Source organism: Teichococcus aerophilus (genome assembly GCF_014490485.1).
Taxonomy (GTDB): domain Bacteria; phylum Pseudomonadota; class Alphaproteobacteria; order Acetobacterales; family Acetobacteraceae; genus Pseudoroseomonas; species Pseudoroseomonas aerophila.
This window is the reverse complement of sequence record NZ_JACTVA010000008.1, coordinates 22,956-49,450: the sequence shown is the minus strand read 5'-3', so window position 1 is coordinate 49,450 and position 26,495 is coordinate 22,956. Positions and strand designations below refer to the sequence as shown.

24 protein-coding genes are annotated in these 26,495 nt (G+C 69.3%); 10 read left to right on the top strand and 14 right to left on the bottom strand.

Annotated elements, in window-relative coordinates:
- Positions 1-107 precede the first annotated feature (107 nt).
- From IBL26_RS06730 to IBL26_RS06710, 5 genes are all read left to right on the top strand, one after another.
- The gene (locus tag IBL26_RS06730) at positions 108-1,055 is read left to right on the top strand and encodes a DMT family transporter (RefSeq protein ID WP_187783704.1); all 948 of its coding nucleotides are present in this window, start codon (positions 108-110) and stop codon (positions 1,053-1,055) included.
- Positions 1,056-1,449: 394 nt separating this feature from the next.
- Complete coding sequence (locus IBL26_RS06725) at positions 1,450-2,928, top strand: ATP-binding cassette domain-containing protein (RefSeq protein ID WP_187783703.1); 1,479 nt, start codon at positions 1,450-1,452, stop codon at positions 2,926-2,928.
- A gap of 124 nt (positions 2,929-3,052) precedes the next feature.
- The gene (locus tag IBL26_RS06720; RefSeq protein WP_187783702.1) at positions 3,053-4,633 is read left to right on the top strand and encodes an ABC transporter substrate-binding protein; all 1,581 of its coding nucleotides are present in this window, start codon (positions 3,053-3,055) and stop codon (positions 4,631-4,633) included.
- A 109-nt stretch (positions 4,634-4,742) separates the two neighbouring features.
- Positions 4,743-6,122 carry a class II 3-deoxy-7-phosphoheptulonate synthase gene (locus IBL26_RS06715; RefSeq protein ID WP_187783701.1) on the top strand — a complete coding sequence of 460 codons (1,380 nt, stop codon included), beginning with the start codon at positions 4,743-4,745 and terminating at the stop codon, positions 6,120-6,122.
- Entirely contained in the window at positions 6,119-7,276 is a 1,158-nt protein-coding gene (locus IBL26_RS06710) for a nicotinate phosphoribosyltransferase (RefSeq protein WP_367615385.1), read from the top strand. Before IBL26_RS06715 ends, IBL26_RS06710 begins: the two co-directional genes overlap by 4 nt.
- Positions 7,277-7,402: 126 nt before the next feature.
- Here the strand turns inward: IBL26_RS06710 and IBL26_RS06705 are convergent, their stop codons facing one another.
- Genes IBL26_RS06705 through IBL26_RS06695 form a run of 3 tightly spaced genes read right to left on the bottom strand, consistent with a single transcriptional unit; the run spans position 7,403 to position 10,538 of the window.
- The gene (locus IBL26_RS06705; RefSeq protein WP_187783700.1) at positions 7,403-8,185 is read right to left on the bottom strand and encodes an N-acyl homoserine lactonase family protein; all 783 of its coding nucleotides are present in this window, start codon (positions 8,183-8,185) and stop codon (positions 7,403-7,405) included.
- A complete protein-coding gene (locus tag IBL26_RS06700) occupies positions 8,182-8,949 on the bottom strand; it encodes an SDR family NAD(P)-dependent oxidoreductase (RefSeq protein WP_187783699.1) in 768 nt (255 codons plus the stop codon). Before IBL26_RS06700 ends, IBL26_RS06705 begins: the two co-directional genes overlap by 4 nt.
- On the bottom strand, positions 8,949-10,538 hold the full coding sequence (locus IBL26_RS06695; RefSeq protein ID WP_187783698.1) for an ABC transporter substrate-binding protein: 1,590 nt from the start codon (positions 10,536-10,538) through the stop codon (positions 8,949-8,951). The genes IBL26_RS06700 and IBL26_RS06695 overlap by 1 nt, the downstream gene beginning before the upstream one ends.
- 124 nt (positions 10,539-10,662) lie before the next feature.
- On the opposite strand from IBL26_RS06695, the gene IBL26_RS06690 reads away from it, so the two are divergent.
- Positions 10,663-11,655 (top strand): D-2-hydroxyacid dehydrogenase, encoded by a 993-nt coding sequence (locus IBL26_RS06690; protein WP_187783697.1) that lies wholly within the window; start codon positions 10,663-10,665, stop codon positions 11,653-11,655.
- A gap of 45 nt (positions 11,656-11,700) precedes the next feature.
- Here the strand turns inward: IBL26_RS06690 and gpt are convergent, their stop codons facing one another.
- Together gpt and IBL26_RS06680 are read right to left on the bottom strand one after the other, a co-directional pair.
- Positions 11,701-12,180: a xanthine phosphoribosyltransferase gene (gene gpt / locus IBL26_RS06685; protein WP_187783696.1), complete on the bottom strand. Its 480-nt coding sequence runs from the start codon at positions 12,178-12,180 to the stop codon at positions 11,701-11,703.
- Positions 12,181-12,522: a tRNA-binding protein gene (locus IBL26_RS06680; protein WP_187783695.1), complete on the bottom strand. Its 342-nt coding sequence runs from the start codon at positions 12,520-12,522 to the stop codon at positions 12,181-12,183.
- Positions 12,523-12,665: 143 nt separating this feature from the next.
- On the opposite strand from IBL26_RS06680, the gene IBL26_RS06675 reads away from it, so the two are divergent.
- Positions 12,666-14,273: a gamma-glutamyltransferase family protein gene (locus IBL26_RS06675; protein ID WP_187783694.1), complete on the top strand. Its 1,608-nt coding sequence runs from the start codon at positions 12,666-12,668 to the stop codon at positions 14,271-14,273.
- A gap of 27 nt (positions 14,274-14,300) precedes the next feature.
- Entirely contained in the window at positions 14,301-15,791 is a 1,491-nt protein-coding gene (locus IBL26_RS06670) for an amidase (protein WP_187783693.1), read from the top strand.
- 45 nt (positions 15,792-15,836) lie between these two features.
- Here IBL26_RS06670 and IBL26_RS06665 read toward each other — a convergent pair whose 3' ends face one another.
- The gene (locus IBL26_RS06665) at positions 15,837-16,151 is read right to left on the bottom strand and encodes a putative quinol monooxygenase (RefSeq protein WP_187783692.1); all 315 of its coding nucleotides are present in this window, start codon (positions 16,149-16,151) and stop codon (positions 15,837-15,839) included.
- A complete protein-coding gene (locus IBL26_RS06660) occupies positions 16,148-16,954 on the bottom strand; it encodes a helix-turn-helix domain-containing protein (protein ID WP_241749097.1) in 807 nt (268 codons plus the stop codon). The genes IBL26_RS06665 and IBL26_RS06660 overlap by 4 nt, the downstream gene beginning before the upstream one ends.
- Positions 16,955-17,076: 122 nt before the next feature.
- Between IBL26_RS06660 and IBL26_RS06655 the strand changes: the two genes are divergently transcribed.
- Positions 17,077-17,433 carry a nuclear transport factor 2 family protein gene (locus tag IBL26_RS06655; RefSeq protein ID WP_187783691.1) on the top strand — a complete coding sequence of 119 codons (357 nt, stop codon included), beginning with the start codon at positions 17,077-17,079 and terminating at the stop codon, positions 17,431-17,433.
- A 25-nt stretch (positions 17,434-17,458) separates the two neighbouring features.
- On the opposite strand, the gene IBL26_RS06650 is transcribed toward IBL26_RS06655, so the two are convergent.
- The 4 genes from IBL26_RS06650 to IBL26_RS06635 all read right to left on the bottom strand — a co-directional run bounded on the left by IBL26_RS06650 (position 17,459) and on the right by IBL26_RS06635 (position 21,995).
- Entirely contained in the window at positions 17,459-18,436 is a 978-nt protein-coding gene (locus IBL26_RS06650; protein WP_187783690.1) for a Bug family tripartite tricarboxylate transporter substrate binding protein, read from the bottom strand.
- Between the two features lie 92 nt (positions 18,437-18,528).
- Complete coding sequence (locus tag IBL26_RS06645; protein WP_187783689.1) at positions 18,529-19,251, bottom strand: ribonuclease activity regulator RraA; 723 nt, start codon at positions 19,249-19,251, stop codon at positions 18,529-18,531.
- An 8-nt stretch (positions 19,252-19,259) separates the two neighbouring features.
- Positions 19,260-21,011: an L-arabinonate dehydratase gene (gene araD / locus IBL26_RS06640; protein WP_187783688.1), complete on the bottom strand. Its 1,752-nt coding sequence runs from the start codon at positions 21,009-21,011 to the stop codon at positions 19,260-19,262.
- A gap of 18 nt (positions 21,012-21,029) precedes the next feature.
- The gene (locus IBL26_RS06635) at positions 21,030-21,995 is read right to left on the bottom strand and encodes a 2-hydroxyacid dehydrogenase (protein WP_187783687.1); all 966 of its coding nucleotides are present in this window, start codon (positions 21,993-21,995) and stop codon (positions 21,030-21,032) included.
- Positions 21,996-22,177: 182 nt separating this feature from the next.
- Here IBL26_RS06635 and IBL26_RS06630 point away from each other — a divergent pair, with 182 nt between their 5' ends.
- Positions 22,178-22,888, top strand: coding sequence for a GntR family transcriptional regulator (locus IBL26_RS06630; protein ID WP_187783686.1), 711 nt, complete (start codon positions 22,178-22,180; stop codon positions 22,886-22,888).
- A 66-nt stretch (positions 22,889-22,954) separates the two neighbouring features.
- Here the strand turns inward: IBL26_RS06630 and IBL26_RS06625 are convergent, their stop codons facing one another.
- The 3 genes from IBL26_RS06625 to IBL26_RS06615 form a co-directional block, all read right to left on the bottom strand.
- Positions 22,955-23,620, bottom strand: coding sequence for a dihydrofolate reductase family protein (locus tag IBL26_RS06625; RefSeq protein WP_187783685.1), 666 nt, complete (start codon positions 23,618-23,620; stop codon positions 22,955-22,957).
- Between the two features lie 147 nt (positions 23,621-23,767).
- Positions 23,768-24,613, bottom strand: coding sequence for a VOC family protein (locus tag IBL26_RS06620; protein WP_206684162.1), 846 nt, complete (start codon positions 24,611-24,613; stop codon positions 23,768-23,770).
- Positions 24,610-26,358, bottom strand: a complete 1,749-nt coding sequence (locus IBL26_RS06615; RefSeq protein ID WP_187783684.1) for an ABC transporter ATP-binding protein/permease — start codon at positions 26,356-26,358, stop codon at positions 24,610-24,612. The genes IBL26_RS06620 and IBL26_RS06615 overlap by 4 nt, the downstream gene beginning before the upstream one ends.
- Positions 26,359-26,495: the final 137 nt, after the last annotated feature.

Here is a 26,495-nt window from a genome sequence, read left to right as displayed (position 1 = left end):
CGCCGCGCGATGCGGCGGCCGTGCGCTGGGCCTTTGTCTGGTTGCGCGATCCGCGTCCCTGATCCGGGCGATCGCGCTCTCACCACCGCCTGTGCCGGAGGTCCCCGATGAGCCATGCCCAATGCCTGCCCGCCGAGGCGCCGGCCACGCCCGATACGTCCCGCGCCTCCCTCCGCATCGGCATCCTGGCGGCGCTGATGACGGTGGCGATGTGGACGACCTGGACCGTCGGTTCCCGCTTCGCCATGCAGGGGGCGCAGCCGCTCAGCCCGGCCCTGCTGGCGGTCATCCGCTTCGGCACCTCGGCACTGCTGCTGGCCCCATGGTGGTGGCGCTGTGGCCTCATCCCGCGCGGCGTGCCGAAGCTGGCGCTGCTCGGGCTGATGTTCGGCGGGCTGCCCTACCAGTTCCTGGTGCTGTGGGGCCTGCGCTACGCCCCGGCATCGGAAGCCGGGCCGCTGCTGGCCGGTACGCTGCCGTTGTTCATCGGCCTGCTCTCCCTGCTGGTTCAGGGCGAGAAGCTGAGTGGTGTGCGTATCGCCGGCATCGTGTTGATCACCCTCGGTGCCCTGGCCATCACCGGCACCGGGTTGCTGCGGTTCGCGGACGGGCACTGGCGCGGCCATCTGCTGGTGCTGGCGGCGGCCTTCTCCTGGTCCATCTACACGGTCGCGTTCCGGCGCAGCGGGTTGAGCGGGGTGCAGGCGGCGGCGTTCGTCGGGCTGTGGTCGGTGCTGCTGCTGGCGCCCTTCGCCCTGCTGCCGGCGCTGGAGGGCATGGCGCAGATGCCGGCCGGCGTGTTGCTGAAGCACGTGCTGATCCAGGGCATCATGGCCGGCGTCGTGGCGCTGATCACCTTCACCACCGCTGTGCGCTACCTCGGCCCCTCCCGCACCTCCGCCATCACGGCGCTGACGCCTGTGGCGGTGACGCTGGTGGCCATGCTGCTGCTGGGCGAGGCCCCGGGCCTGCCGGAACTGGCCGGCTGCCTGCTGATCACCTCCGGCGTTGTGTTGGCCAGCGGCGTGCTGCGCCGCCGGGCCCGCCTGGCCTGAGAGCGACCGCCATCGGCCCCTGGCGCGCCGCGCCCGGGCTTGATAGCCTCCGCCTGGCGCAACCGGCATGCAGGAGGGCTGGACATGACATCCTACGACCAGCACCACCCGCGCGGACCCTGCCTTGCCCCGTGGCACGATGCCGCGGGGCGGGCCTGATGCCGGGCATGGCCCCGGATTTCCACAGACCGCTCTGAACGGCGCCTGTGCCCGCCTGGCGTTTCGCCGGCCGGGCATTCCTGCGGCCTGCCGCGCCGGCGGGCCGTGACGAGAGCGTGATCGCCTGAGGTGGAAGCACTCAAAGGCGTGAATCGCGCGGTCAAACAAAGATCTGGCGCGTGATACGGCCATGGCGGCAAGGCCCGCCCGCCATCACGCTGTGTGAGAGATATCCATGGGCTCCCTCAATCTGCGCGGCGTCGGCATCCTGACGCCCGAGTCGCTGTTCCAGGACCTGACCCTGACCTTGCAGGATGGCGACCGGCTGGGGCTGGTCGCCGGCAACGGCGCCGGCAAGTCCACCCTGCTGCGCTGCCTGGCCGGGCAGGCCGAGCCGGGCGCCGGCGAGATCACCCGCTCCCGCGGCCTTCGCGTCGGGCTGGTGGAGCAGGACATGCCACCCAACCTGCTGGACCTGCCTTTGTACGAGGCCATCCGCCGCGCTATCCCCGCCGCCGAGCGGGATGGGCAGGCCTGGCGTGTCGATGTGGTGCTGGATGAGTTCGCGGCGCCGCTGGCGTTGCATGAGCGGCCGGTGCGCCAGCTCAGCGGCGGTTGGCAGCGGCTCGCGCTGATCGCCCGCGCCTGGGTGGCGGAGCCGGACGCGCTGCTGCTGGACGAGCCGACCAACCACCTGGACCTGGAAAAGATCGAGTTGCTGGAAGGCTGGATCAACGACCCGGCACGGCAGATGCCGATCGTCATCGCCAGCCACGACCGCCGCTTCCTCGACCGCTGCACCAACCGCACGCTGTTTCTGCGCCCGGGTGTCAGCGCCTACTACGCCCACCCCTATACCCGCGCCCGGCACCTGCTGGCGGAGGATGACGCCGCCCGCCAGACGCAGCTGGAACGCGATGGCAAGGAAGCCACCCGCCTGCGCCGCAGCGCCGGCGAGCTGAAGAATATCGGCATCAACCGAAGCAGCGACGCCGCGCAGAAAAAGGCGGCGCAGATGGCCCGGCGTGCCGAGGCGCTGGAGGACCGCCTGCAACCCGTGCACAGCGAGCGCGCGGGCGAGATCCGCCTGGCCAATCGCGGCACCCATGCGAAGGTGATGCTGACGCTGGAGGATATCACCGTCACCGCGCCGGATGGCACGAAGCTGTTCCGCACCGGCAAGCTCTCCATCGCGCAGGGGGAGCGGGTCGTGCTGCTGGGCGCCAACGGCGCCGGCAAGTCCCGCCTCGTCGGGCTGCTGCGGCAGGCGATGGAGGGGGCGGACATCCCCGGCATCCGCGCCAGTGCCACGGCGGTGATGGGCTACATGGACCAGCAGATGTCGCAATTGCCGCAGAAGGCAACGCCGCACGCCTTCATTGCCGGACGGTTCGACCTGGGGGACCAGAAGGTGCGGTCCCTGCTGGCCTCGGCCGGCATTGCCATGGACCGGCAGGGGCGGGCCATCGCGCAGCTCTCGCCCGGGCAGAAAGCGCGGCTGGGCCTGCTGGCGCTGCGGCTGGCCGAGCCGAATTTCTACCTGCTGGATGAGCCGACCAACCATATCGACATCGCCGGCCAGGAACGGCTGGAGGAGGAGATCATTGCCCAGGGCGCGACCTGCGTGCTGGTCTCGCACGACCGCGCCTTCGTGCAGGCGGTGGCGACGCGACGGCTGGTGGTGCGCGGCGGCATGTTGCGAGAGGAAGGCTGAAGGCGAGGGGAGGTGGCAGCCTCCCCAATTCAGCATGGAGAATCGTTCTGGAGTTTCTTGTGCGGTAAAAATTAGTGCATTAAGAAAAGGCGCATCGAATAGATGAGAATGGATGCCCTTTCCGATGCAGCGACGCAGCTTCCTGGCCGCATTCGGCGCGGCCGCCGCCCTGCCGTTGGCCCGCCCCGCCCTGGCGGCTGACAGCAAGGTCTTGCGCTTCGTCCCGCAATCCAACCTCAGCTCGATCGACCCGATCTGGACCACCGCCAATGTCAGCCGCAACCACGGCTACATGGTTTACGACACGCTGTACGGCGCCGACCGCGCCTACGCGCCGCACCCACAGCTCGCCGCCGGCCACAGCGTGGAGGAGGACGGCAAGCGCTGGATCATCACGCTGCGGGAGGGCATCCGCTTCCATGATGGGGAGCCGATCCGGGCACGGGACGCGGTGGCCAGCATCCGCCGCTGGGGCCTGCGCAACGCCTTCGGCCAGAAGCTGCTGGCGGCGACGGAGGAACTCTCGGCGCTGGATGACCGGCGGCTGCAGTTCCGGCTGAAGAAGCCGTTCCCGCTGCTGATCCACGCCCTGTCCTTCGCCGGCCAGCCCGCCTTCATCATGCCGGAACGGGTCGCGCAGACCGATGCGTTCAAGCAGATCGAGGACGCCACCGGCTCCGGCCCCTATCGCTTCCTGAAGGACGAGTACAACAACGGCTCGCTCGCCGCCTATGCGCGCTTCGATGGCTACAATCCGGTGCAGGCCGGTACGCCGAGCCTGACGGCGGGGCCGAAGATCGCGCATTTCGAGCGGATCGAGTGGCGAATCATCAGCGATGGCGGCACCGCCTCCGCCGCCCTGCAGGCCGGCGAGATCGACTGGTTCGAGATGCCGGAGTACGAGTTGCTGGAGTTGTTCCAGCGCGACCGCAACCTCTCGGTCGAGGTGCTGGATACCGGCGGCAATAACGGCCTGCTGCGGCTGAACCACCTGCACGCGCCGTTCGACAACAAGGCGGTGCGCCAGGCGCTGCGCTACGCCATCTCCCAGTCCGATTTCATGACCGCCAATGCGGGGCCGGAGCGGGCCAACTGGCGCGACGATACCGGCGTGTTCACCCCCGGCTCCCCCTACGCCAGCGATGTCGGACTGGAATCGCTGCGGGAGCCGCGCAGCCTGGACAAGGCCCGCGGCCTGTTGAAGGAGGCCGGCTATACCGACCAGTTGACCCGCATCCTGGGCCCGACGGACATTCCCGCCGCTTCCGCCTGGAGCCAGGTGGCGGCGGACCTGTTCCGCCGGCTGGGCCTCAACCTGGATTACGCGACCTCCGACTGGGGCACGGTGCTGCAGCGCCGGGCTAGCCAGGAGCCGGTGGAGAAGGGCGGCTGGTCCGCCATCACCACTGGCTTCTCCAGCTTCGACTTCGCCAGCCCGGCCTCCCACCCGCTGGTGCGCGGCAATGGCCGGCAGGGTTGGTTCGGCTGGGCCGACATCCCGCAGCTGGAGACGTTGCGGGACAGCTGGTTCGATGCGCCGGACGAAGCACAGCGCAAGGCCATTGCCGGCGAGATCCAGCGCACCGTGATCGACGAGGTCGCCTATATCCCGACCGGCACCTACTACTTCCGCACCGCCCTGCGGAAGAGCCTGACCGGGCGGGTGGAGGGGCTGCCGATCTTCTGGAATCTGCGCCGGGCCTGAGGCCGGGCGGCGTGCGGGGGGCTGCCTTGCACGCAGCCGGTAGCCCTTTCGCCCGGCCTCGGTCTATCGTGCAGGGGTACTATACGCTCCAACGAGGAAACTGAGTGTCATGACGGTGAACGGGTGGCAGCCCGGAAGCTGGCGCGAAATGCCGATCAGGCAGGTGCCAGACTATCCGGACGCGGCAAAGCTGAAGGCGATGGAGGCGAAGCTCGCCGGCTTTCCGCCTTTGGTTTTTGCAGGCGAGGCCCGGCGCCTCCGGAAGGCCCTGGCGGATGCCGGGCAAGGCTGCGCCTTCATCCTGCAGGGCGGCGATTGTGCCGAGGGTTTCCCCGACTTCAACGCCAACACCATCCGTGACACCTTCCGGGTGCTGCTGCAGATGGCGGTGGTGCTGACCTTCGGCGGCGGGTTGCCGGTGGTGAAGCTGGGCCGCATGGCCGGGCAGTTCGCCAAGCCTCGCTCCTCGGATACCGAGACGGTCGAAGGGGTCACGCTGCCCTCCTATCGTGGTGACATCATCAACGGGCCGGACTTCACCGCCGAGGCACGGTTGCCGGACCCGGCGCGGATGGAATTCGCCTACATGCAGTCGGCGGGCACGCTGAACCTGCTGCGCGCCTTCGCGACGGGCGGCTATGCCGACCTGCACGAAGTGCACCGCTGGAACCTGGATTTCGTCTCCCGCTCCCCCCTGGTGGACCGGTACCGGGACCTGGCCAGCCGCATTGACGAGACGCTGCGCTTCATGGGCGCCTGCGGCATGTCCGAAGCCCCGCAGGTGCGAGAGACCGACTTCTACACCAGCCACGAATCCCTGCTGCTGCCCTACGAGGAAGCGCTGACCCGCGTGGATTCCACCACGGGCGACTGGTACGCGTGCTCCGCCCACTTCCTGTGGATCGGGGACCGGACCCGCCAGCCGGATGGCGCGCATGTGGAGTTCCTGCGCGGCGTGAAGAACCCGCTGGGCCTGAAGGTCGGCCCCACCACCGATGCGTCGGAACTGGTGAAGCTGACCGAGATCCTGAACCCCGCCAACGAGCCTGGCCGCCTGACCCTGATCTCCCGCATGGGGGCCCAGAAGGTGGTCGAGAAGCTGCCGCCGCTGCTGCGCGCCATCCGCGACGCGGGGCGCGAGGTGGTGTGGATCTGCGACCCGATGCACGGCAACACCCACACCGCCGGCGGCTACAAGACCCGTTCCTTCGACGCCATCCTCTCCGAGGTGCGCGGCTTCTTCGATGCGCATCAGGCGGCGGGCACCTGGCCCGGCGGCGTGCATGTGGAGATGACGGGGCGCGACGTGACCGAGTGCATTGGCGGCGCGCATAAGCTGACCGAGGCCGACCTCGCCGCCAACTACGTCACCCAGTGCGACCCCCGCCTGAATGCGGAGCAGGCGCTGGAGCTGGCGTTCCTGGTGGCGGAGGAGCTGAAGGCCCGCCGCCCCGAAGGCGCCCACGCGCCGCTGATCGCCGCCCAGTGACGGTGGGGACCAGGCCGGAGCCATCGGATGCGGCCATCGCCGGCCGCACCGATGTCTACTTCAACCGGACCAAGCAGATCGTCGCCCGGTTCGGGGATGCGCAGGTCACTTACGCGGTGTTCCTGCGCCGCCCCGTCGTCTCCGCCCCCCGCCTGGCCATCGACTGGCTGCAGGCGGTGGCGGCGGAGCGTGGCACCGAGATCCGCATCGAGCTGATGCACAAGGAAGGCGAGTGGGTGGGGGCGGGCGATCCGATCCTCTACATCAGCGGCTCCTTCGTGCAGCTGGCGGATCTGGAGACGTTGTACCTGCAGAAGCTGGGCGCGCCCTGCGTGGCGGCCCACAACGCCTACCAGATGGCGTTGGAGCTGCCGGAGGTCGCCTTCCTGGCCATGGAGGCCCGCCACTGCGCCGGGGCCGAGATGCAGGAGATGATGGCCTATGCCGCCGCCGTTGGCTCCGCCGCCGCGAAGCGGGAGGGCGCGAAGGGCTTCATCGGCAACGCCAATGATTCCACCGCGCACTGGTTCGGCAAGGACCACGGCTACGGCACCATGCCGCATGCGCTGATCGGCTACGCCGGCAGCACCGTGCGGGCGGCGGAGATGTTCCACGAGACCTTCCCGGCCGAGACGCTGACGGTGCTGGTGGATTATTTCGGCCGCGAGGTGACGGACGGGCTGGAGGTCTGCCGCCGCTTTGCCGAGCTGGCGGCGGCGGGGCGGCTCTCCGTCCGGCTGGACACCCATGGCGGCCGCTTCCTGGAAGGGCTGGACCCGGCGGAATCCTACGCGGTGCTGGAACGCCATGCGCCCGGCACCATCCGCCGCTACCGCTCCGAGACGGAGCTGCGGCACCTGGTCGGCACCGGCGTCTCCGCCGCCGCCATCTGGCGGATGCGGGAAGCGCTGGACGAGGCGGGCTTCCCGAAGGTGGGCATCGTTGCGTCTTCCGGCTTCGGTGTCTCGAAGTGCCGGGTGATGCATGAGGCAAAGGCGCCGATCGACGTGGTCGGCACCGGCAGCTTCATCCCCAATACCTGGAGCGAGACCTACGCCACGGCCGACATCGTCGAATATGATGGCCAGCCGCGGGTGAAGCTGGGGCGCGAGTTCCTGCTGCGGAAGAACGGCGCCCGCAAGCGCGGCAACTGACTGCGCGAAAGCTGGAAAAGGCTGGGGAAGAAATTCCCCAGCCTTTTTTGTGTCTGCTGGCTGGACGTGGCGCTTGAGGAGCACCGCCGTGATCCGGCGCGAACGGGCGGCGCCGCAGCCGCCCCGTCAGTCCAGGCGCACCAGCCAGCCTTCGCCCCCGGCGCAGGCGGCGGGGTGGGCCTCGGCCACCCAGGGGTCATGGGCCGGGATCACCATCTCCGGCGCATCGGCCAGGGCGAGGCAGGCATCGAACCCCGCCAGCGCGTCGCCCACATGGTAGAGGGCGGGGAAGGGGACCCGGCGTTCCAGATGCGCGCGGGTGGCCACCACGTCGCCAGCCAGCACCATCCAGCCACGCCGCGTCCGCAGCCGGGCGAATTGCAGGCCATCGGTGTGGCCGCCGGCATGGTGCAGGGTCAGCCCGGGGGCCAGCGCGACCTCGCCATCATGCAGGCGCATCCGGCCCGCATGCAGCAACGCCACATGCGCCGCGATCTCCGCCACCTGGTACCCGGCGCGCAGCACCGCGTGCTGCATGGCGGGGCCGGTGACGTAGGCCATCTCCCGCGCCTGCATGTGGAAGGTGGCGGCGGGGAACAGGTCCGGCTGTCCGGCATGGTCCCAGTGCAGGTGCGTCTGGATGACGTGCCGCACCGTGCCGGGGTCGATCCCAAGCAATTGCAGCGCAAGCGGCAGGCCCTGCACGAACGTCTTGCCGTAGCGGGCGCAGGCGGCTTCGTCGGCGCCCGTATCGAAGGCGACCCAGCCGAGCGGCCCGCGCAGCAGGAAAGCCTGGTAGGCGAAGGGCGTCAGCGCATCCCCTCCGGCGCCGCCCAGGAAGGTCTGGCTGGCGCGGCGGTTCAGATCCTCCGCGTAGCGGATGGCATAGGCTTCCCACAGCTCGCTCACGGCCGCATGCCCATCAGGGACAGGCCACCATCGACGGTGATGGTGCTGCCGGTGACATAGGCGGAGAGGTCGCTGGCCAGGAACAGGATGGCGCCGGCCACGTCCTCCGGCGTGCCGGTGCGGGCGGCGGGGATCAACGCCAGCTTCTGCACCCGCCAGTTCGGGTCCGCCCGCGCCGCGCGGTTGAAATCGGTCTCGATGGTGCCGGGGGCGACGAGGTTGACGGTGATGCCATCCACCGCCAGTTCCAGCGCCATCTGCCGTGCCAGCTGCATCAGCCCGCCCTTGGCGCTGCCATAGGCGACCAGCCCAGGATTGGGCATCCACTGGTTGACCGAGGATGTGTAGATGATGCGCCCGCCCTGGCCGGCCGCGCGCATCAGCCCTGCGGCCTCCCGCCCCAGCGCGAAGCCGGCGGCGAGGTTGATGGCATGGACGCGGGCGAATTCCTCGTCGGTGGTCTCGGCCAGCGGCTTGCGCAGCAGCAGGCCGGCATTGCCCACCAGGATGTCCAGCCCTCCTAGCGCTTCCGCCGCGCGGTGCGGCAGGGCGGCAGCGGCGGCGGCATCCGCGAGGTCGGCCTGCAGCACGACGCCGCCCAGTTCCTCCGCCAGGGCCGTGGCGGCCTCGGCTTCCGCCAGGTGGTGCACGGCCACCCGGGCGCCGGCTTGCGCCAGCATCCGGGCCGCTGCGCGGCCTATCCCTTCCGTGCCGGCGCCGGTGACGAGCACGCGGCGGCCGGACAGGTCGATCGGGACGGTCATCAGTTGCGGCGCCGGATCTCGATGGCCAGCGTCTCCTCATCCGCGCGCGGGGTGAAGCTCACGCGGTCCCCACGGCCGGCCCAGAGGGATTCGAAGGTGAGGATGGGGATCACCAGGTTCTGCGCCATGGTCTGCTCCATCGCCTGCTCCAGGATCTTGCGGCGCGCATCATTGTCCAGCGTGCGGCGGCCCTGCTGGATCAGCGTGTCGATGGCAGGGACGGAGATGCCGGAATAGTTGATGGCGCCGAGGCCCATCTCGCGGTTCGGCGTATGGATCTGGCTGGTAAGGAAGTAGCTGCTCTCACCCGTCAGGCTGCCCCAGCCGGCGGCGTGCATCGGCCATTCGCGCCGCATGCGGGCGGGGAAGAAGGTGGCGCGGGGCATCACGTTCAGGTCGATCTTGATGCCGACGCGCTGCAGCTGCTGCGCCACGGCCTCGCAGATCTTGCTGTCGTTGACGAAGCGGTCGCTGGGGCAGGAAAGGCTGGTCTGGAAGCCCTGCGGATATCCCGCCTCGGTCAGCAGCGCGCGGGCGCGCTCCAGGTCGAACCGCGCGGCGGGGATGTTCTCGGAATGGCCGAAGAAGCCGGCAGGGATGGCCTGGTTGGCCACGCGGGCATGGCCCTCCATCAACCGGTCCACGATGGTCTGCCGGTTGAGCGCGAGGGAGACCGCCTGGCGCACCCGCGCATCCTGCCACGGGTTGGTGGTCAGCGGCTGGCCCTGGGCGTTGCGGAGATTGGGCATGCTGTCCTTACCCAGTTCCGGGAACAGCATGTAGACGTAGGAGGAGACGCCGCCGAACACCTTGTAGCGCTGGCCGGCGCCCTCACGCTCCAGCCGCGCCACGTCCTGCAGGGGCACGGCGTTGATGAAGTCCACGTCGCCCGCCAGCAGCGCGCCGACGCGGGCGCCGTCGCTGGGGATGGGGCGGAAGCTGACGCGCGCCCAGTCCGGCTTGGTGCCGTAATAGGTGTCGGAGCGGTCTAGCACCAGCGGCTGGCCCGGCTGCCAGGAGACGAAGCGGTACGGCCCGGTGCCGATGGCGGCGCTGCCGTTGTTGAAGGCGCTGTTCGCCTGCGGCCCCTTGGCGCCGGAGATGATGAAGATGCTGGTCAGGTTCACCGGCAGCAGCGGCACCGGCCCGTCGGTCAGGAAGCGGACCGTCAGCGGGTCCACTACCTGCACTTCCTTGATGCCTTGGATGTAGGTGGAATAGCTGTTCGGGTTGTTCGGGATGGACGGCACGCGGGCGATGCTGAAACGCACGTCCTCAGCCGTCAGCGGGCTGCCGTCATGGAAGGTGACGCCGGGGCGCAGCTTGAACTCCCAGGTCGTCTCGTCCACTGCGCGCCAGGATTCCGCCAGGCCGGGCTGCACCTGCAATTGCGGGTCCCGCAGCACCAGCGTGTCGTAGATGTTCCGCAGCGCCGAGGTGTTGGTGCCCAGCAGGTTGAACTGCGGGTCCAGCGTACTGGGCTCGCCCTGGATGCCGACGGTCAGGTTCTGGGCGGCGGCGGGCAGCACGGGCGCTGCCAGCAAGGCGGCAAGGGCCGCTGGCACCACCTGACGAATACCAATGGGCATGACAGCGAATCCTGGATGTTGCGATGCGGGGAGCGCATTCCCGGGCCTTAACCCGACCGCTGTCAAGCCGGGTGCGGAACAGCCTGTCTTGGAGGCGCCGCGCAGCCATGGCAGGTTGCCGGCCATGCGGATCCACATACAAAACCCCGAAGCCGAATCGATCTTCCCCCTGACGCCGGAGCAATGGGCTGCCGCCCTGGCCCGGAACCCGGACATGGCCGGGTTGCAGCCCAGCTTCGCGCATGACGATGCCGGCTTCGCCGCCGCGATCGGCGAGGCCGAGCTGCTGATCACCTGGACCAAGGTGGTGCATGCGCGCTTCAGCCAGGGTGGGCTGAAGGCGCTGGCGCCGAAGTTGCGGACCATCTTCTGCACCTCGGCCGGGCTGGACCGGCTGGCCCCCTTCGCCTGGCTGCCGGACGACGTGGCGCTGCTGAACAACCGCGGCACCCACGCCGCCAAAGCCGGCGAGTTCGGCCTGATGGCGCTGCTGATGCTGGCCAACCACATCCCCTTCTTCGCCCAGGCGCAGCAGCGCGGCGAATGGGCGCCGCGCTTCGGCTCCGTACTGGCGGGGCGCAAGCTGGTCGTGGTCGGGCTGGGCTCGCTCGGCGGCGCGGTGGCGGAGCGTGCGGCGCAGTTCGGCATGGTCGTCACCGGCGTGCGCAACACCGCCCGGCCGCACCCGGCCTGCCGGCAGGTGGTGGCGCAGGATGCGCTGGACACGGTGCTGCCGGAGGCCGAGTTCCTGGTGCTGGCCTGCCCGCTGACGCCCGAGACCACCGGGTTGCTGGACCGCCGGCGCCTGGGCCTGCTGCCCAAGGGCGCCAAGCTGGTCAACATCGCCCGCGGCGCGGTGTGGGACCAGGATGCGGTGTGCGACGCGCTGGAATCCGGCCACCTGGATGGCGCCGTGACCGATGTGATGGTGCCGGAGCCGATGCCGCCTGGCCACCGCCTGTGGTCCACCCCGGGCATGTTCGTCACGCCGCACATGTCGGCCGACGACCCGAACACCTACAACGACAACAGCCTGGACATCCTGTTCCAGAACCTGCGCCTGGCCCGCCAGGGCCAGGAGATGCCCAACCGCGTCATCCCCAAGCGGGGCTACTGACGGCGGCGGGACGGCCCGCCCCGGCATTCCGGGGCGGGCGCCGCATCACTTCGTGGCGTTTGCCTTGGCGATGGGCGGCACGAATTGCTGCTCGGTATCCCAGGGGAACAGGATCCAGGTATCCTGGCTCACCTCGGTGACGAAGGTATCCACCAGCGGCTTGCCGGCGGGCTTGGCGTAGACGGTGGCGTAGTGCGCCTTGGGCAGCAGGGCCCGCACCACCTTCAGCGTCGTGCCGGTATCGACCAGGTCGTCCAGCACCAGCCAGCCCTCGCCATCGCCGGCGGCGACGGGGGACTTGGCCACGACCGGCTCGCCCTTCACTTCCTCGTCGTAGGTGACGATCGAGACGCTCTCGATCAGCCGGCAATCCAGTTCCCGCGCCACGATGGCGGCGGGGATCAGCCCGCCGCGCGTGATGGCGACGATGCCTTGCCAGGGGCCTCTGTCCACCAGCCGCCAGGCCAGCGCCTTGCCGTCACGGTGAAGCTGGTCCCAGGAGACCGTGTAGTAGCGCGGAGCCATTCAGAACATCCTGCCGCCATTCGGGACGGCGATATCGGGGCGGAGAAGGACCACCGCGCCATCTTCGTCCGGCAGGCCCAGGGTCAGGACCTCGCTCTCGAACCCGGCGATGCGGCGCGGCGGGAAGTTGACGACGCCCAGCACCTGCCGGCCGATCAGCTTTTCCGCCGCGTAATGCACGGTGATCTGCGCGGAGGAACGCTTCACCCCGATTCCCGGCCCGAAGTCGATATCCAGCCGGTAGGCGGGTTTCTTCGCGCCCTCCAGCGGCTGGGCGTCGACGATGGTGCCGACACGAATGTCGAGACGATCGAGATCCTCGATGGTGGCTGTGCCTGTCATTCCTTTCGGATAGCGCGTTCATCGCCGGGAAGGGAAGAGGACAAAGGGCCGGGCGCAAAGCGGGGCGGGGCGGATGGACGCGGCGGCCATGTCGTGTCAGCGTTCCGCGAGCAAAGTTTTCCCGCCGCTATCGAGAGTTGAACATGCGCGATTTCCATGCCCCCGGCCGCAGCCCCGTCCTTGCCACGCGGGGGATGGCCGCGACCTCGATGCCGGCGGCGACGCTGGCGGCCGTCGATATCCTGCGGGCCGGCGGCAATGCGCTGGACGCCGCCATCGCCGCCTGCGCCGTGCTGGCGGTGGTGGAGCCGCAATCGACCGGCATCGGCGGTGACTGCTTCTGCCTCTACGCCCCCGCCGGCCAGGGCAAGGTGGTGGCCATGAACGGCTCCGGCCGCGCGCCCGCCGGCGCGACGCCGGAGAAGCTGCGCGCGGACGGGCTGACGGCGATGGACCCGACCTCCGCCCACTCCGTCACCGTCCCAGGCGCCGTATCGGCCTGGGCCAAGCTGAACGCTGCCTATGGCCGCATGCCGTTGGACCGCATCCTGGCCCCGGCCATCCGTCTGGCCGAGGAAGGCCACCCGGTACACCCGCGTGTGCATTCGGATTGGGAAGCCGCCACGCCCAAGCTGAAGAAGAACGCCGCCGCCAGCCGGAATTTCCTGAAGGACGGCAAGGCCCCGGCGGTGGGCGACGTGTTCTACCAGAAGACGCTGGGCAAGACGCTGCGCGCCATCGGCGAGAACGGCGCCCGTGCTTTCTATGAGGGCGAGATCGCGGCCGACATGGTGGCCACGCTGCGCGCCGCCGGCGGCACGCATACTGAGGCGGATTTCGCCAACGGCCTGGACGTGGCCGAGTTCGTCGAGCCGATCCACGCCAACTGGAAGGGGCTGGACGTCTACCAGTGCCCGCCCAACGGGTCCGGCCTGTTGGTGCTGTCCATGCTGGGCGTGCTGGGGCAGTGCGAGACGCCGGAAGGTGGCCCGCTCTCCGCCACCCGCCTGCACCGGCACGTCGAAACCGCGCGCCTGGCCTACCGGGACCGGGACGCCTTCCTGGCCGATCCCTCCCAGGTCGAGGTGCCGGTGGCGAAGCTGACCTCGGCCGAGTACACCACCAAGCTGCGCGCGCTGATCGACGACGAGAAGGCGATGCGGGAGCTGCCGCCCGCCGGCCTGGCCGAGTACCTGCCGGTGCACCGGGACACGGTGTATCTCTGCGTGGTGGATGAGGACGGCAACGCCTGCTCCTTCATCAACTCGCTGTTCGAGAGCTTCGGCTCCGGCATCCTGGCCGAGCAGAGCGGCGTGATGCTGCAGAACCGCGGCTACGGCTTCCGCCTGCAGGACGGCCACCCCAACTGCATCGCCCCCAACAAGCGGCCGATGCATACCATCATCCCCGGCATGGTCATGGAGAACGGCCGTGCGCTGATGCCCTACGGCGTCATGGGCGGCCACTTCCAGCCGATGGGCCAGACGCTGTTCCTGAGCAATCACTTCGAATACGGGCTGGACGTTCAGGCGGCGCTCGATCTGCCGCGCCTGTTCCCCTACGCCGGCAAGGTGCAGATCGAGCGCGGCATCCCGTCCTCGGTCGTCGACCAGCTCTCCCGCCTTGGCCACACGCCGGAGCTGATCGACAAGCCGCATGGCGGCGGCCAGGCCATCCTGATCGACCATGAGCGGGGCGTGCTGATCGGTGGGTCCGACCCGCGCAAGGATGGCTGTGCCCTCGGTTACTGATCTCGTGACTTTCAAGGATATCGCTGCATGACCGAGCCCTGCGACCTTACCGCCGTCCAGGCGCGCCAGCTGATCGGGACCAAGAAGCTTTCGCCCGTCGAGCTGGTGGAATCCTGCCTCCGGCGCGTGGGCGAGGTGAACCACGCCGTCAACGCCATGGTGGCGGTGGACGAGCAAGGCGCCCGCAAGGCCGCGAAGGAAGCCGAGGCGGCGGTGATGCGCGGCGACACGCTGGGCGTGCTGCATGGCCTGCCCATCGGCATCAAGGACCTGGATTCCACCGCCGGGCTCGTCACCACCTTCGGTAGCCCGCTGTACAAAGACAACATCCCGGAGAAGGACGACAACCACGTCGCCGATCTGCGGGACGCGGGCGGCATCATCTTCGGCAAGACCAACACGCCGGAATTCGGTGCCGGCGCCAACACCCGCAACGCCATCTACGGTGCCACCGGCAATCCGTTCGACCCGACGAAATCCGCTGCCGGCTCCTCCGGCGGCTCAGGCGTCGTGCTGGCCACGAACATGGTGCCGCTGGCGACGGGCTCCGATACCGGCGGCTCGCTGCGCAACCCGGCGGCGTTCAACGGCATCGTCGGCTTCCGCCCCAGCCCGGGGCTGGTGCCGAACAGCCGCCGCCGCCTCGGCTGGTCCGGCCTGTCCGTGTTGGGCCCGATGGCGCGCAACGTAGGCGATCTGGCGCTGATGCTCTCTGCCATGGCGGGGGACGAGGGGGTGGACCCGCTGTCCTACACCCTGCCGGACATGGACGTGCGGCGCGGCATGGCGTGGCACGAGGCGATCGACCTCTCCTGCCTCAACGTCGCCGCCACGCCGGATTTCGGCTTCGCGCCGACCGAGAACCATATCCGCGAGGTCTTCGCCTCCCGCATCGCCGCGCTCAGCCCGCTCTTCGCCACGGTGGAGGACAAGAGCCCGGACTGCACCGGCTCGGACGAGGCGTTCGAGGTGCTGCGCGCCGTCAGCTTCCTCGCCGGCTTCAGCGACCGGCTGAAGAAGGATCCCAACAGCGTCGGCCCCAACGTGCGCGCGGATGTGGAGCGGGGCTGGAACTACTCGGCCGCCGACGTGGCGCGCGCCAGCGTGTTGCAGACGGATATCTACCAGCGCTGGCAGGCCTTCTTCGCCAGCGGCACGGACATCATCCTGGCGCCCGCCATCACCCTCTCGCCCCGCCCGTGGAGTGAGCTGGCGCCGTCCGAGATCGACGGCAAGCCGACGCGCACCTACTTCCACTGGCTGGCCAACGCCTATGCGGTGACGCTGCCGGGCCACCCGGCGCTGAGCCTGCCGCTGGGCGTGGACAAGGCGGGCATGCCCTTCGGCCTGCAGATCGTCGGCCCACGCGGCGGGGATGCGCTGGTGGTGGCCGTCGCCGCCGCCATCGAGGCCGCGGTGGCCGGCGATGCCACGCTGGCGCGCCCGGTGCCGGACCTGGCGAAGCTGCGGGCGGCACCGCCGATCAGCGGCATGCCCGGCTTCCTCAGTTTCGACTGAGCGACGCGGCGGAACAGGCCGGGGACGATACGTCCCCGGCCTTTTTCACGCCCCGATGGCGCCGTCCGCCCGGATCGGCTGCCACATCGACACCTCCCTCGGCCCGGCCAGCAACTCCGGCAACGCCGCGTGCCATTCGGTGCGGTAGGGGCGGTGCAGTTGTACGGCCAGCACGTCCTCATGGTCGGCCCAGGTCTCGTACAGCATGAAGCGGAACGGGTCCTCAGGGTCCCGGTGCAGCACGGCGTGAATGAAGGTGGCCTCCAGGCGCATCGCATTCAGCACGCCGTTCAGCAACGCCTGGAAGCGCTCCAGCTGCGCGGGCAGAACCTGGAAGCCGATGGTGTAGACGACGCTCATCTCTGGATCTCCCTTGCCTGGGTCAGCGCGGCGCGGGTGGCCTCGTCCGCTGGGTAGAAGCATTCCAGCGCCAATTCGGAGAGGGTGACATCCACTGGCGTGCCAAATACCGTGGTGGTGGAGAGGAAGGACAGCACCGTGGCCTGCCCCGGCAGCCGTAGCCGCAGCCTCACCGCGATGGCATCGGTGGCGGGCAGCTGAGGCGGCGCGGCCGGGCGGGGATAGGCCGCCAGCTCGGCCAACAGCGCCACCAGCACCGGGTCGCCCGAATGGTCAATCTGCCCCTGCAGCCGCTCCAGCAGATGCGCGCGCCATTCCGCCAGGTTGTCGATGCGATGCGCCAGCCCATCCGGGTGCAGGCTGAGGCGCAGCACGTTCACTGGCGGCGCCAGCAGGCTGGCGGCGACGCCGTGCAGCAGTGGCGACACGGCGGCATTGGCGGCCAGCAGCGTCCAGTGCCGATCCACCGCCAGGGCGGGGAAGGGCTCATGCCCTGTCAGGATGGCGTCCACGGCGCTGCGGGCGGCTTGCATCTCGGCCGCCTGCAACGGGCGCTCTGCATAGCGGGGCGCGAAGCCGCCGGCGACCAGCAGGCGGTTCTGCTGCCGCAGCGGCATGCCCAGATGCTGCGCCAGCCGCAGCAGCATGTCCCGGCTGGCGGCGGCGCGGCCGGTCTCCACGTAGCTCAGGTGCCGGGTGGAGATCTCGGCATCCAGCGCCAGGTCCAACTGGCTGCGCTTGCGCCGCAGCCGCCACTCGCGCAGCAGGCCGCCGGCCGTGGGCTGTGGTGGGGTCATCGACATGCCGCGCATCCTAGCAAGACGGCGCGCCGCCGCCATGACCTGCGAGGTTATCGCGGCGTTGCCGGCGCCAGACCTATCGCTGCGGCACCGGAGGATGGCTCCGGCAACCGAGGAGCGCCGCCATGCAAGACCGCAACACCCTGGCCGAGGCTTATCTGGCCGCCTGGAACGAGCCCGACATCGCCAGCCGCCGCCGGCTGATGGAGCGCAACTGGGCCGAACAGGCGCGCTATGCCGACCCCATGATGCAGGCGGAAGGCCGGGACGGCATCGCCGGGATGATCGAAGCGGCGCGGGCCAGCTTCCCCGGCCACGGCTTCAGCCTGCGTGGCGTGCCCGACGGGCACGGTGCCTTTCTGCGCTTCGGCTGGGTGCTGGCGCCGGAGGGTGGTGCCCCTGTGGCCCGAGGCTCCGACGTGCTGCGGCTTGATGAGGAAGGCCGCATCGCCGAGGTGATCGGCTTTCTGGACGCCGCCTAAGGCGCCCAGCAAGCCGCCGCGCCGGTTACTCGGCGCGGATGTTCCCCTTGCGGACCACCTCGGTCCAACGGGCGATTTCCTTCCGCTGGAATTCGGCGAACTCCGCCGGCGTGCTGGCGACGACGCTGAAGCCGTTGGCGTTCATCTGCTTCACCGTCTCCGGATGCCGCAAGGAGGCGACGACGGCGGCGTGCACCTTCTCCACCAGGGCCGGCGCCATCTTCGGCGGCGCCGCTACTGCCTGCCAGGAGGAGACGACGAAATCGGCCAGGCCGGATTCCACCGCGGTCGGTACATCCGGCAGCAACGCGTGCCGCTCGGTGGCCGTGACGGCGATGGCCTTCACCTGCTTGTCGCGGATGAAGGGCGTGATGAAGCCCAGGTTCTGGGACGACATCTGCACATTGCCGGCGATCAGGTCGGTCGTGGCCGGGCCGCCGCCGGAATAGGGCACGTGCGCCGGTTCGGTGCCCGTCAACTGCTTGAACAGTTCCATCGTCAGGTGGTCGGAGGAGCCGACGCCGCTGCTGGAATAGGAGGCGCGGGCGCCATCCTTCTTCAGCCAGGCGATCAGTTCCTGCAGATTGTTGGCCGGCACCTTCGGGTTGATCACCAGCACGTTGGGCGTGGTGACGGACTGGGTGAGGTTGGTGAAATCGGCGACCGGGTCGTAGCCCAGATTGGGCCGCAGCGCCTTGTTGATGGCGAAGGTGCTGATCGGCGCCGCCATCAGCAGGTAGCCATCCGGCGCGGCGCGGGCCAGCAGGCGGGCACCGATCTCGCCGGTAGCACCGGGGCGGTTCTCCACCACCACGGGCTTGCCCAGGGCTTCGGACATCCGCAGCGCCATAGCGCGGCCGATGATGTCGGAGGAACCGCCGGGCGCGAAGGGCACCATCATGGTGGTGGGGCGGTTGGGCCAATCCTCCGCCCGGGCCGCGCGGCCCAGAAGAAGCGCGGGCGCGGCAAGGGCGCCCACCTGCAGCAGATGACGACGATTCATGGTTGTGTTTCCCTGGACGCCCGGCTCCCGGCCGCCGCGTGTGTGGCGGCCGGGGTCCTGTGGTTGTTGTTCGCTGGTGGCAGCGCGGGGTCTTAGCGCCCCTTTTCCTTCCGCCACGCCGCGAAGGTCTCGAGGTTGCTCTCATCCGTCGGCGGATAGAGGCCGAGGATGCTCTGGCCGCCTTGCACCTTCTCCGTCACGAAATCCTCGAACGCGGTCATCTCGACCGCCTCCGTCGCGATCTCGTCGGCCAGGTGCGCGGGGATGACGATGACGCCATCCGAGTCACCGACAATGACGTCGCCCGGGAACACCGGCGCGTCGCCGCAGCCGATCGGCACGTTGATGTCGATCGCCTGGTGCAGCGTCAGGTTGGTCGGCGCGGAGGGGCGGCTGTGATAGGCCGGCATGTCGAGATGGCCGATCTCGGCGGAATCACGGAAGCCGCCATCGGTGACGACGCCGGCCGCACCGCGCACCATCAGCCGCGTGATGAGGATGCCGCCGGCGGAGGCCGCGCGGGCATCCTTGCGGCTGTCCATCACCATCACGGCGCCGGGTGGGCATTCCTCGACGGCCTTGCGCTGCGGGTGGCCACGGTCGCGGAACACGGTCAGCTGGTTCAGGTCCTCGCGCGCCGGCATGTAGCGCAGCGTGAAGGCCTCGCCGACCATGCTCTCGGTGCGCGGCTTGTCGCCCACCGGGCGGACGCCCTGGATCATCTGGTTGCGGAAGCCGCGCTTGTACAGCGCGGTGGCCAGCGTCGCCGTGCTGACGTTCTTCAGCTTGGCGCGGGTATCGGGGTTCATGCTCATCGCTGGCCTCAGAAGATCACGGGTTCATCGACCGGGCGGCCGAATTCGGTTTTCAGGAAGTCGAAGTCGCAACCCTCGTTGGCCTGCTGGATGTGCTTGGTGAACATCCAGCCATAGCCACGCTCGTAGCGCACCGGCGGCGCCTGCCACTCGGCCCTGCGCCTGGCGAGCTCTTCCTCGCTGACCACCATGTTGATGGTGCGGGCATCGACATCGACCTCGACGATATCGCCGGTCTTCAGCAGTGCCAGCGGGCCACCGATATAGGCTTCCGGCGAGACGTGCAGCACGCAGGCGCCGTAGGAGGTGCCGGACATGCGGGCATCGGACATGCGCAGCATGTCGCGGTAGCCTTCCTTCAGCAGCTTCTTCGGCATCGGCAGCATGCCCCACTCGGGCATGCCCGGGCCGCCCTGCGGGCCGGCATTGCGCAGCACCAGAACGCTGTCCGGCGTGAAGGGGTAGCTCTCGTCGTCCACCGCCTTCTTCATGGAGGGGTAGTCGTCGAACACCACGGCGGGGCCTGAATGCTTCAGGAACTTCTGGTCCATCGCCGCCGGCTTGATGACGCAGCCATCCGGCGCCAGGTTGCCCTTCAGCACGGCCAGCGAGCCCTCGCCATAGATCGGGTTGCTGGTGGGGCGGATGACGTCGTCGTTGTAGATCTTGGCGCCTTCGATGTTCTCGCCGATCGTGCGGCCGGACACGGTGAGGCAGGTGAGATCAAGATGTTCCTTGATGTTGCCCATCAGGCCCTTGATGCCGCCGGCGTAGAAGAAGTCCTCCATCAGGTAGGTGTTGCCCGAGGGGCGCACGTTGCCGATGACGGGGACCTTGCGGGAATACGTCTCGAAATCCTCCAGCCCGATCTCCTGCCCGGCGCGGCGCGCCATGGCGATCAGGTGGATGATGGCGTTGGTGGAGCAGCCCATGGCCATGGCGACGGCGATGGCGTTGCCGAAGGCGGCCTTGGACTGGATCTTCTGCGGCGTCAGGTCTTCCCACACCATGTCCACGATGCGGCGGCCGGATTCGGACGCCAGGCGGATATGCCCCGCATCGGCGGCGGGGACGGAGGAACCGCCCGGCAGCACCATGCCTACCGCTTCCGCGATGGCGGTCATGGTGGAGGCGGTGCCCATGGTCATGCAGGTGCCGTAGCTGCGGGCGATGCCACCCTCGACGCCCAGCCAGTCCTGGTCGGTGATCTTGCCGGCGCGCAGCTCATCCCAGTACTTCCAGGAATCCGAGCCGGAGCCGAGCACCTTGCCGCCCCAGTTGCCGCGCAGCATCGGGCCGGCGGGCAGGAAGATGGCGGGGATGTTCATGCTGGTGGCGCCCAGCAGCAGCGCCGGCGTCGTCTTGTCGCAGCCGCCCATCAGCACCGCGCCGTCGATCGGGTGGCTGCGCAACAGCTCCTCCGTCTCCATCGCAAGCATGTTGCGGTAGAGCATGGTGGTCGGCTTGACGAAGCTCTCGCTGACCGAGATGGCCGGCAGCTCCACCGGGAAGCCGCCCGCCATCAGGATGCCGCGCTTCACGTCGTCCACGCGCTGCTTGAAGTGGCTGTGGCAGGGCTGCAGATCGGACCAGGTGTTGACGATGGCGATGATCGGCCGCCCGGTCCATTCCTCGGGCGAGTAGCCCATCTGCATGGCGCGTGAGCGGTGGCCGAAGCTGCGCAGATCCGCCGGGCCGAACCAGCGGCGGGAGCGCAGATCCTCGATCTTCTTGATCTTGGGCAGGGGAGATTCAGTCATGACGGCAGGGGCTTCCGCTCAGACGGGGTCGATGGGGGGACGGCCGGAACAGACGGCCGCGATGTTGTCCAGCGCGCGGAAGCCCATGGCATCGCGCGTTTCGATGGTGGCACTGGCCATGTGCGGGGCCAGGAAGACGTTCTTCAGCTCGGCGAAGCGCGTGTCGAAATCAGGCTCCTTGCGGAACACGTCGAGGCCGGCGGCGAAGAGATGGCCGTTGGTCAGCGCCTCCAGCAGCGCGTCCTCGTCTACGACGGAGCCGCGTGCCGTGTTCACGAACACCGCGCCCTTGGGCAGCAGGGCGAAGGTCTCGCGCGTCATGACGGTGCCGCTGGCGGCGCCGCCCGGCAGGTGCAGGGAGAGGAACTGGCTGTGCGGCAGCATGGACTTCAGGTCGGCGAAGTACTCGGCACCCTTCTCCAGCTCCGGGCTCAGCCGGCTGCGGTTGTGGTAGATGACGCGCATGCCGAAGCCGCGCGCGCGGTCCGCCATGGCGCGGCCGATGCGGCCCATGCCGACGATGCCCAGCGTCTTGCCGCTGGGGCGGACGCCCAGCATGTCCGGCAGACCCAGCTTCTGGCGCCAGCCGGCGCGCATCAGCGCATCGTATTCATAGGCGCGGCGGGCGGCGCCCAGCAGCAGCATGAAGGCCAGGTCGGCGGTGCAGTCGGTCAGCACGTCCGGCGTGTTGGTCACCAGGATGCCGCGCGCCTTGGCGGCGGCCGCATCCATGTGGTCGTAGCCGACGCTGCTGTTGGCGATCAGCTTCACGTGGTCCGGCATTCCGGCCAGCGCCGCGGCATCGAGGCGGGAAGTACCGCCGATCAGCAGCGCGTCAGCCTTGTGCTCACGCGCGGCCGCGATGGTCTCGGCGGCGTCCATGTCATGGTCGGTCATTAGCGCGTCGAATTCGCTGCGGGCACGCGCATCGGCGGCCGGGGTCAGCCGGCGGGCGACGACGATACGGGGGCGGGACGCGCTCATGCCGTGCGAACCGGCTGGGCGGCGAGGGGGTGCGTCAGGGCAAGCGACATGGCCGGCCTCCTCCTGGGGGTTGGGCTCTCGCCAAGTGGCGCGGCCTCTTTCCCCATGCTTATCCTTAAGCGAGTTGTCCGACAAGCATCCGATATTTCGGATTTCGCTTTTGCCTGCTAGACTGCGCGGGCATGAACGCCAATGCCGACCTGACCCCGGATGCGGATGACGGACTGACGCCCTTCGGCCGCAGGCCCTCGGCGGGGGATTTCGCCTTCGCGCGGCTGCGCCAGGCCATCATCGCGCTTGCCCTCCCGCCGGGTTCCGTTCTCTCTCGCCTGCAACTGGCGGAGCGCCTGGGCCTCAGCCAGACCCCGGTGCGGGAGGCATTGACCCGCCTGCAGGACGAAGGGCTGGTGATGGTGGTGCCCAGCGCCTCCACCCGCGTCGCGCATATCGACCTGGACCACGCCCGGCAGGCCCAGTTCCTGCGCCTGTCGCTGGAAGTGGAGATGGTGCGCCGGCTGGCCGGTATGCCGACGCCTGGCCTGCCGCCCCGCATCGCCGCGCATCTGGAGGAGCAGCGGGGGCTGATCGGCCAGGACGGTTTCGCCCAGGCCGACGACGCCTTCCACGCCACGCTGTATGAGGCGGCCGGCATCGGCGGGCTCTGGCCGCTGGTCCGCAGCCGCAGCGGCCACCTGGACCGGCTGCGCCGCCTGAACCTGCCCAGCCCCGGCAAGATGGAGGCCGTGGTGGCCGAGCATGCCCGCATCGCCGCCGCCATCGCGGCGGGCGACGTGGCGGCGGCCGAGCAGGCGCTGCGCCAGCATTTCTCCGGCACCTTCTCCCGCATCCCGCAGGTGCGGGAGCAATACCCGGATTATTTCGCCGAGGCCTGAGGCCCGTAGCGTGACTTGCTCCGAGGCTGCCAAAAGGCGCGCGCCGGATACCGGCCCGGTCGCCTCCTAGCCTTCCTGTTCCATGCGCTGCCGCCGCGCCAGTTCCGCCGCCGAGGGCTCCGGCAGTTCGAACGTCCCGGTCGCCACGTCGCCCGCCCGCGTATAGATGCCCATCATGACGCCGGTGGTGGAGACGGCATGGCTGGCCAGCGTCAGCGCCCCCGGGTGGCTGCCGGGGCCGAACAGCCGCTTGCCGGCGCCCAGGATGACCGGGAAGGTCAGCAGCCGGAACTCGTCCACCAGGTCATGTTCCAGCAGCGCCCGCAGCAATACGGTGCTGCCCTGGGTCAGCAGCATCGGCCCGTCGCCCTGCTTCAACCGGGTGACCTCCGCCACCACGTCGCCCCGCAGCGCCACGGAGTTCACCCAGTCCAGTGGCCCGCTACCGTTCGTGGCGACGTACTTGGTCACGCGGTTGAACAAGGGCCCGGTCGGGTCGTCCTCACCCACGTAGGGCCAGTGGGCGGCGAAGATTTCGTAGGTCTTGCGGCCCAGCAGCAGGTCGAAGGGCTGGGAGAAGATGGCACCCATGAAGGCGCCCATGGCCTCGTCCCAATAGGGCACGGTCCAGCCGCCATGGGCGAAGCCGCCTGTCGGGTCCTCCGGCGGTCCGCCCGGCGCCTGCATGACGCCATCCAGGCTGACGAACGCACCCGCGACGATTTTCCGCATCCTGAGGCTCCTCCCGTCTCCGCGCCCTGGCTCGCGGGCGTCTTTGGAGGGTTCAGGCTAGAACGGATTGGCTGGCGGGAGAGACGGAAAAGGCCGGGGAATGTCCCCGGCCTTCTCGCGACAACCTGTCTGGGCAGGCCCCGACCCTTACTCGACGAAGCCGAGCGCCAGGCCGAACGTCTCCGGCGCCGCCACCAGCAGGCGGTTGCCCTCGGCCTTGAACGGCACCTTGCCCTCTTCCAGCGCCGCCCTGGCCTTGGCCAGGGAGCTGGTCCGCAGCACCAGCCCGACCATCTTCTCGGCGCCATCGGCCGGCAGGGCGGGAAGGGCATCGCCCAGGTGCTGGCGGGCGGCGTCCGGCTTCAGGATCAGCAGGCGGCCCTGGCCGGCATTCAGCGCCACGCCGCCGGGCAAGCTTTCGAACGCCGCGTCGCCATAGAGGCGGCGGTAGGGGGCCGCGGACTTCTCCGGGTCGCCGGAGACGACGACGAACTCGGCGATGGAGGTCACGCCGTTCGGCTGGTCCTGCCACTCCTTCCGCCACACCAGTTCCGGCGTGAAGTGGTGGCAGAAGAAGACGCGGCCATTGAAGGCGATGGAATCGTCCAGGTGCGTCACGCGGAAGGCGGCATCGCGCTGGCCTTCAGGCACGTCCACCGGACGGCTGAACTCGCGGGACGGCTGGGCCGGCACGCCGCGCTCGATGAGGGCGTCCCGGAAGCCGGCATCGGGGCCCGGCTTGAACACCAGCCCGCCCAGGCCCACCGGCATCTGCCACAGCCCGGCCGCCTTGGCGGCATTGGCGGGCTCGTAGCCCAGCAGCTCCATGTAGTCCGTGCCGAAGATGGCCAGGTTGTTGCTGCTGCCCATGGTGTGGTGGCCACGCTCGGTCAGCTGGAAGCCCAGCTTGGCGTAGGTCTCGGCGGCGGCGTCCAACTGGTCTTCCACATAGATGACGACGTGGTCGAAGCGGGGGGCGGGAATGGCGCTCACGCGGGTGTCTCCTGCGGGTTCACCGGGTTGAGCCGGCCATCGGCCAGACGCAGCACCCGGTCATGGAAAGCGGCCACCGCGGGGCGGTGGGCGATCGAGAGGATGGCGGTTCCAGGCAACTCCGCCCGGAGCAGGGTGTAAAGCTGCCGCTCGGCCTCGGTATCCAGGCTGGCGGTGGCTTCGTCCAGGAACAGCCATTTCGGCTTCACCAGTAGCGCGCGGGCCACGGCCAGCCGCTGCTGCTCGCCGCCCGAGAGGCTGCGCTCCCAGCTGCCTTCCTCGTCCAGCCGCGTGGCCAGGGCGCCGAGGCCGGCCTTCTCCAGCGCGCCGCTGATCTCGGCGTCGCTGTATTGCGCCGGGTCGTGCGGGTAGCAGACGGCGCGCCGCAAACTGCCCAATGGCATGTAGGGCCGCTGCGGCAGGAACAGCGCCTCGCCCTCCGGCCGCGAGATACGACCGGAGCCGAAGGGCCAGATGCCGGCCAGGGCGCGGAACAGGGTGGACTTGCCGCTGCCGGAGGCGCCGGTGACCAGCACGGCCTCCCCGGGTTCCACGCGTAGGGCGGCATCCTCGGTCAGCACGCGTCCCTGGGGCAGCACAAGCCGCAGCCCTTCGGCCGTCAGCGCGCCGCCGCTGCCGGTGGTGACGGACGGGCCCTCCTGCGCCGCCGCGTGCGCGGCTTCCACCGCGTGATGGAAGCCCGTTAGGCGTTCCACCGTGGCGCGCCAGGCGGCGATGGCATCGTAGTTGCTGACGATCCAGGACATCGAGGCCTGCACGGAGCCGAAGGCGGTGCTGGTCTGCACCAGGGCGCCCAGCGGGATGCGGCCGGCGAAATAGGCCGGGGCGGCCACGATGAAGGGGAAGATGCTGGCCACCTGGCCGAAGCCGGCGGTGAAGAAGGTCAACTGCTTGGTGGCGCGCATGATGGCCCACCAATTGTCCATCACCGCGCCGAAGCGGGAGCGGAGGCCGGTTTCCTCCTGCGGCTCGCCACCATGCAGGGCGATGCCTTCCACGTTCTCCCGCACCCGCACCAGGGAGAAGCGGAAATCCGCCTCCACCCGCTGCTGGTTGAAGTTCAGCTTGATCAGCTTGCGGCCGATCAGATGCGCCAGCCAGGTGCCGACCACCGAGTAGATCAGCGCGATCCAGACCAGGTAGCCGGGGATGGTGATGCCGAAGACCTGCATGGCGCCGGAGAGGCCCCACAGCACCACGATGAAGGACACCAGCGTGACGACCGCGTTCATCAGCCCCAGGCCGAGGTTCAGCGTGCTGTCCACGTACAGCCTGGTGTCGTCGGCGATGCGCTGGTCCGGGTTGTCGGCGCCGGCCTGCACCAGGGACATGCGGTAATAGGCATGCCGGCCCAGCCAGTCATGCAGCATGTGGTTGACCAGCCAGCGCCGCCAGCGGATCTGCAACGCCTGGTTCAGGTAGAGCTGGTACACCGCGACCACGATGAACAACGCGGCGACGATGGAGAAGCCGGGCAGGTAGTTGCCTTCCTCCGACCGGTGGCCCAGCAGCAGCAGGCTGGTGAAGGCCGCGGCATCCTTGGTCTGCATGGCGTCGTAGAACGCCGCCTGCCAGTAGGTCAGCAGCACGTTCATGCCGACCAGGGAGAGGTTGAGGATGATGATGACGGCGAGTAGACCGCGCGCCTTCCACTTCTCCTCGCTGCTCCAATAGGGTCGGGCCAGGGCCCAGGCATCGCGCAGGAAGGGCAGGAAGCCGCGCATGCGATCACGCTTTCCGGGTTGAAGGACGCTGTGTGATGGAAGGGGTTCCCAGCCATGCCGGTTGGCCGGGCCGCCAGGGGCAGGCGGCACGGTTCGGGCAGAGAGCCGGGTGGAGGGAGGCGCCGGCGATGGAAGGC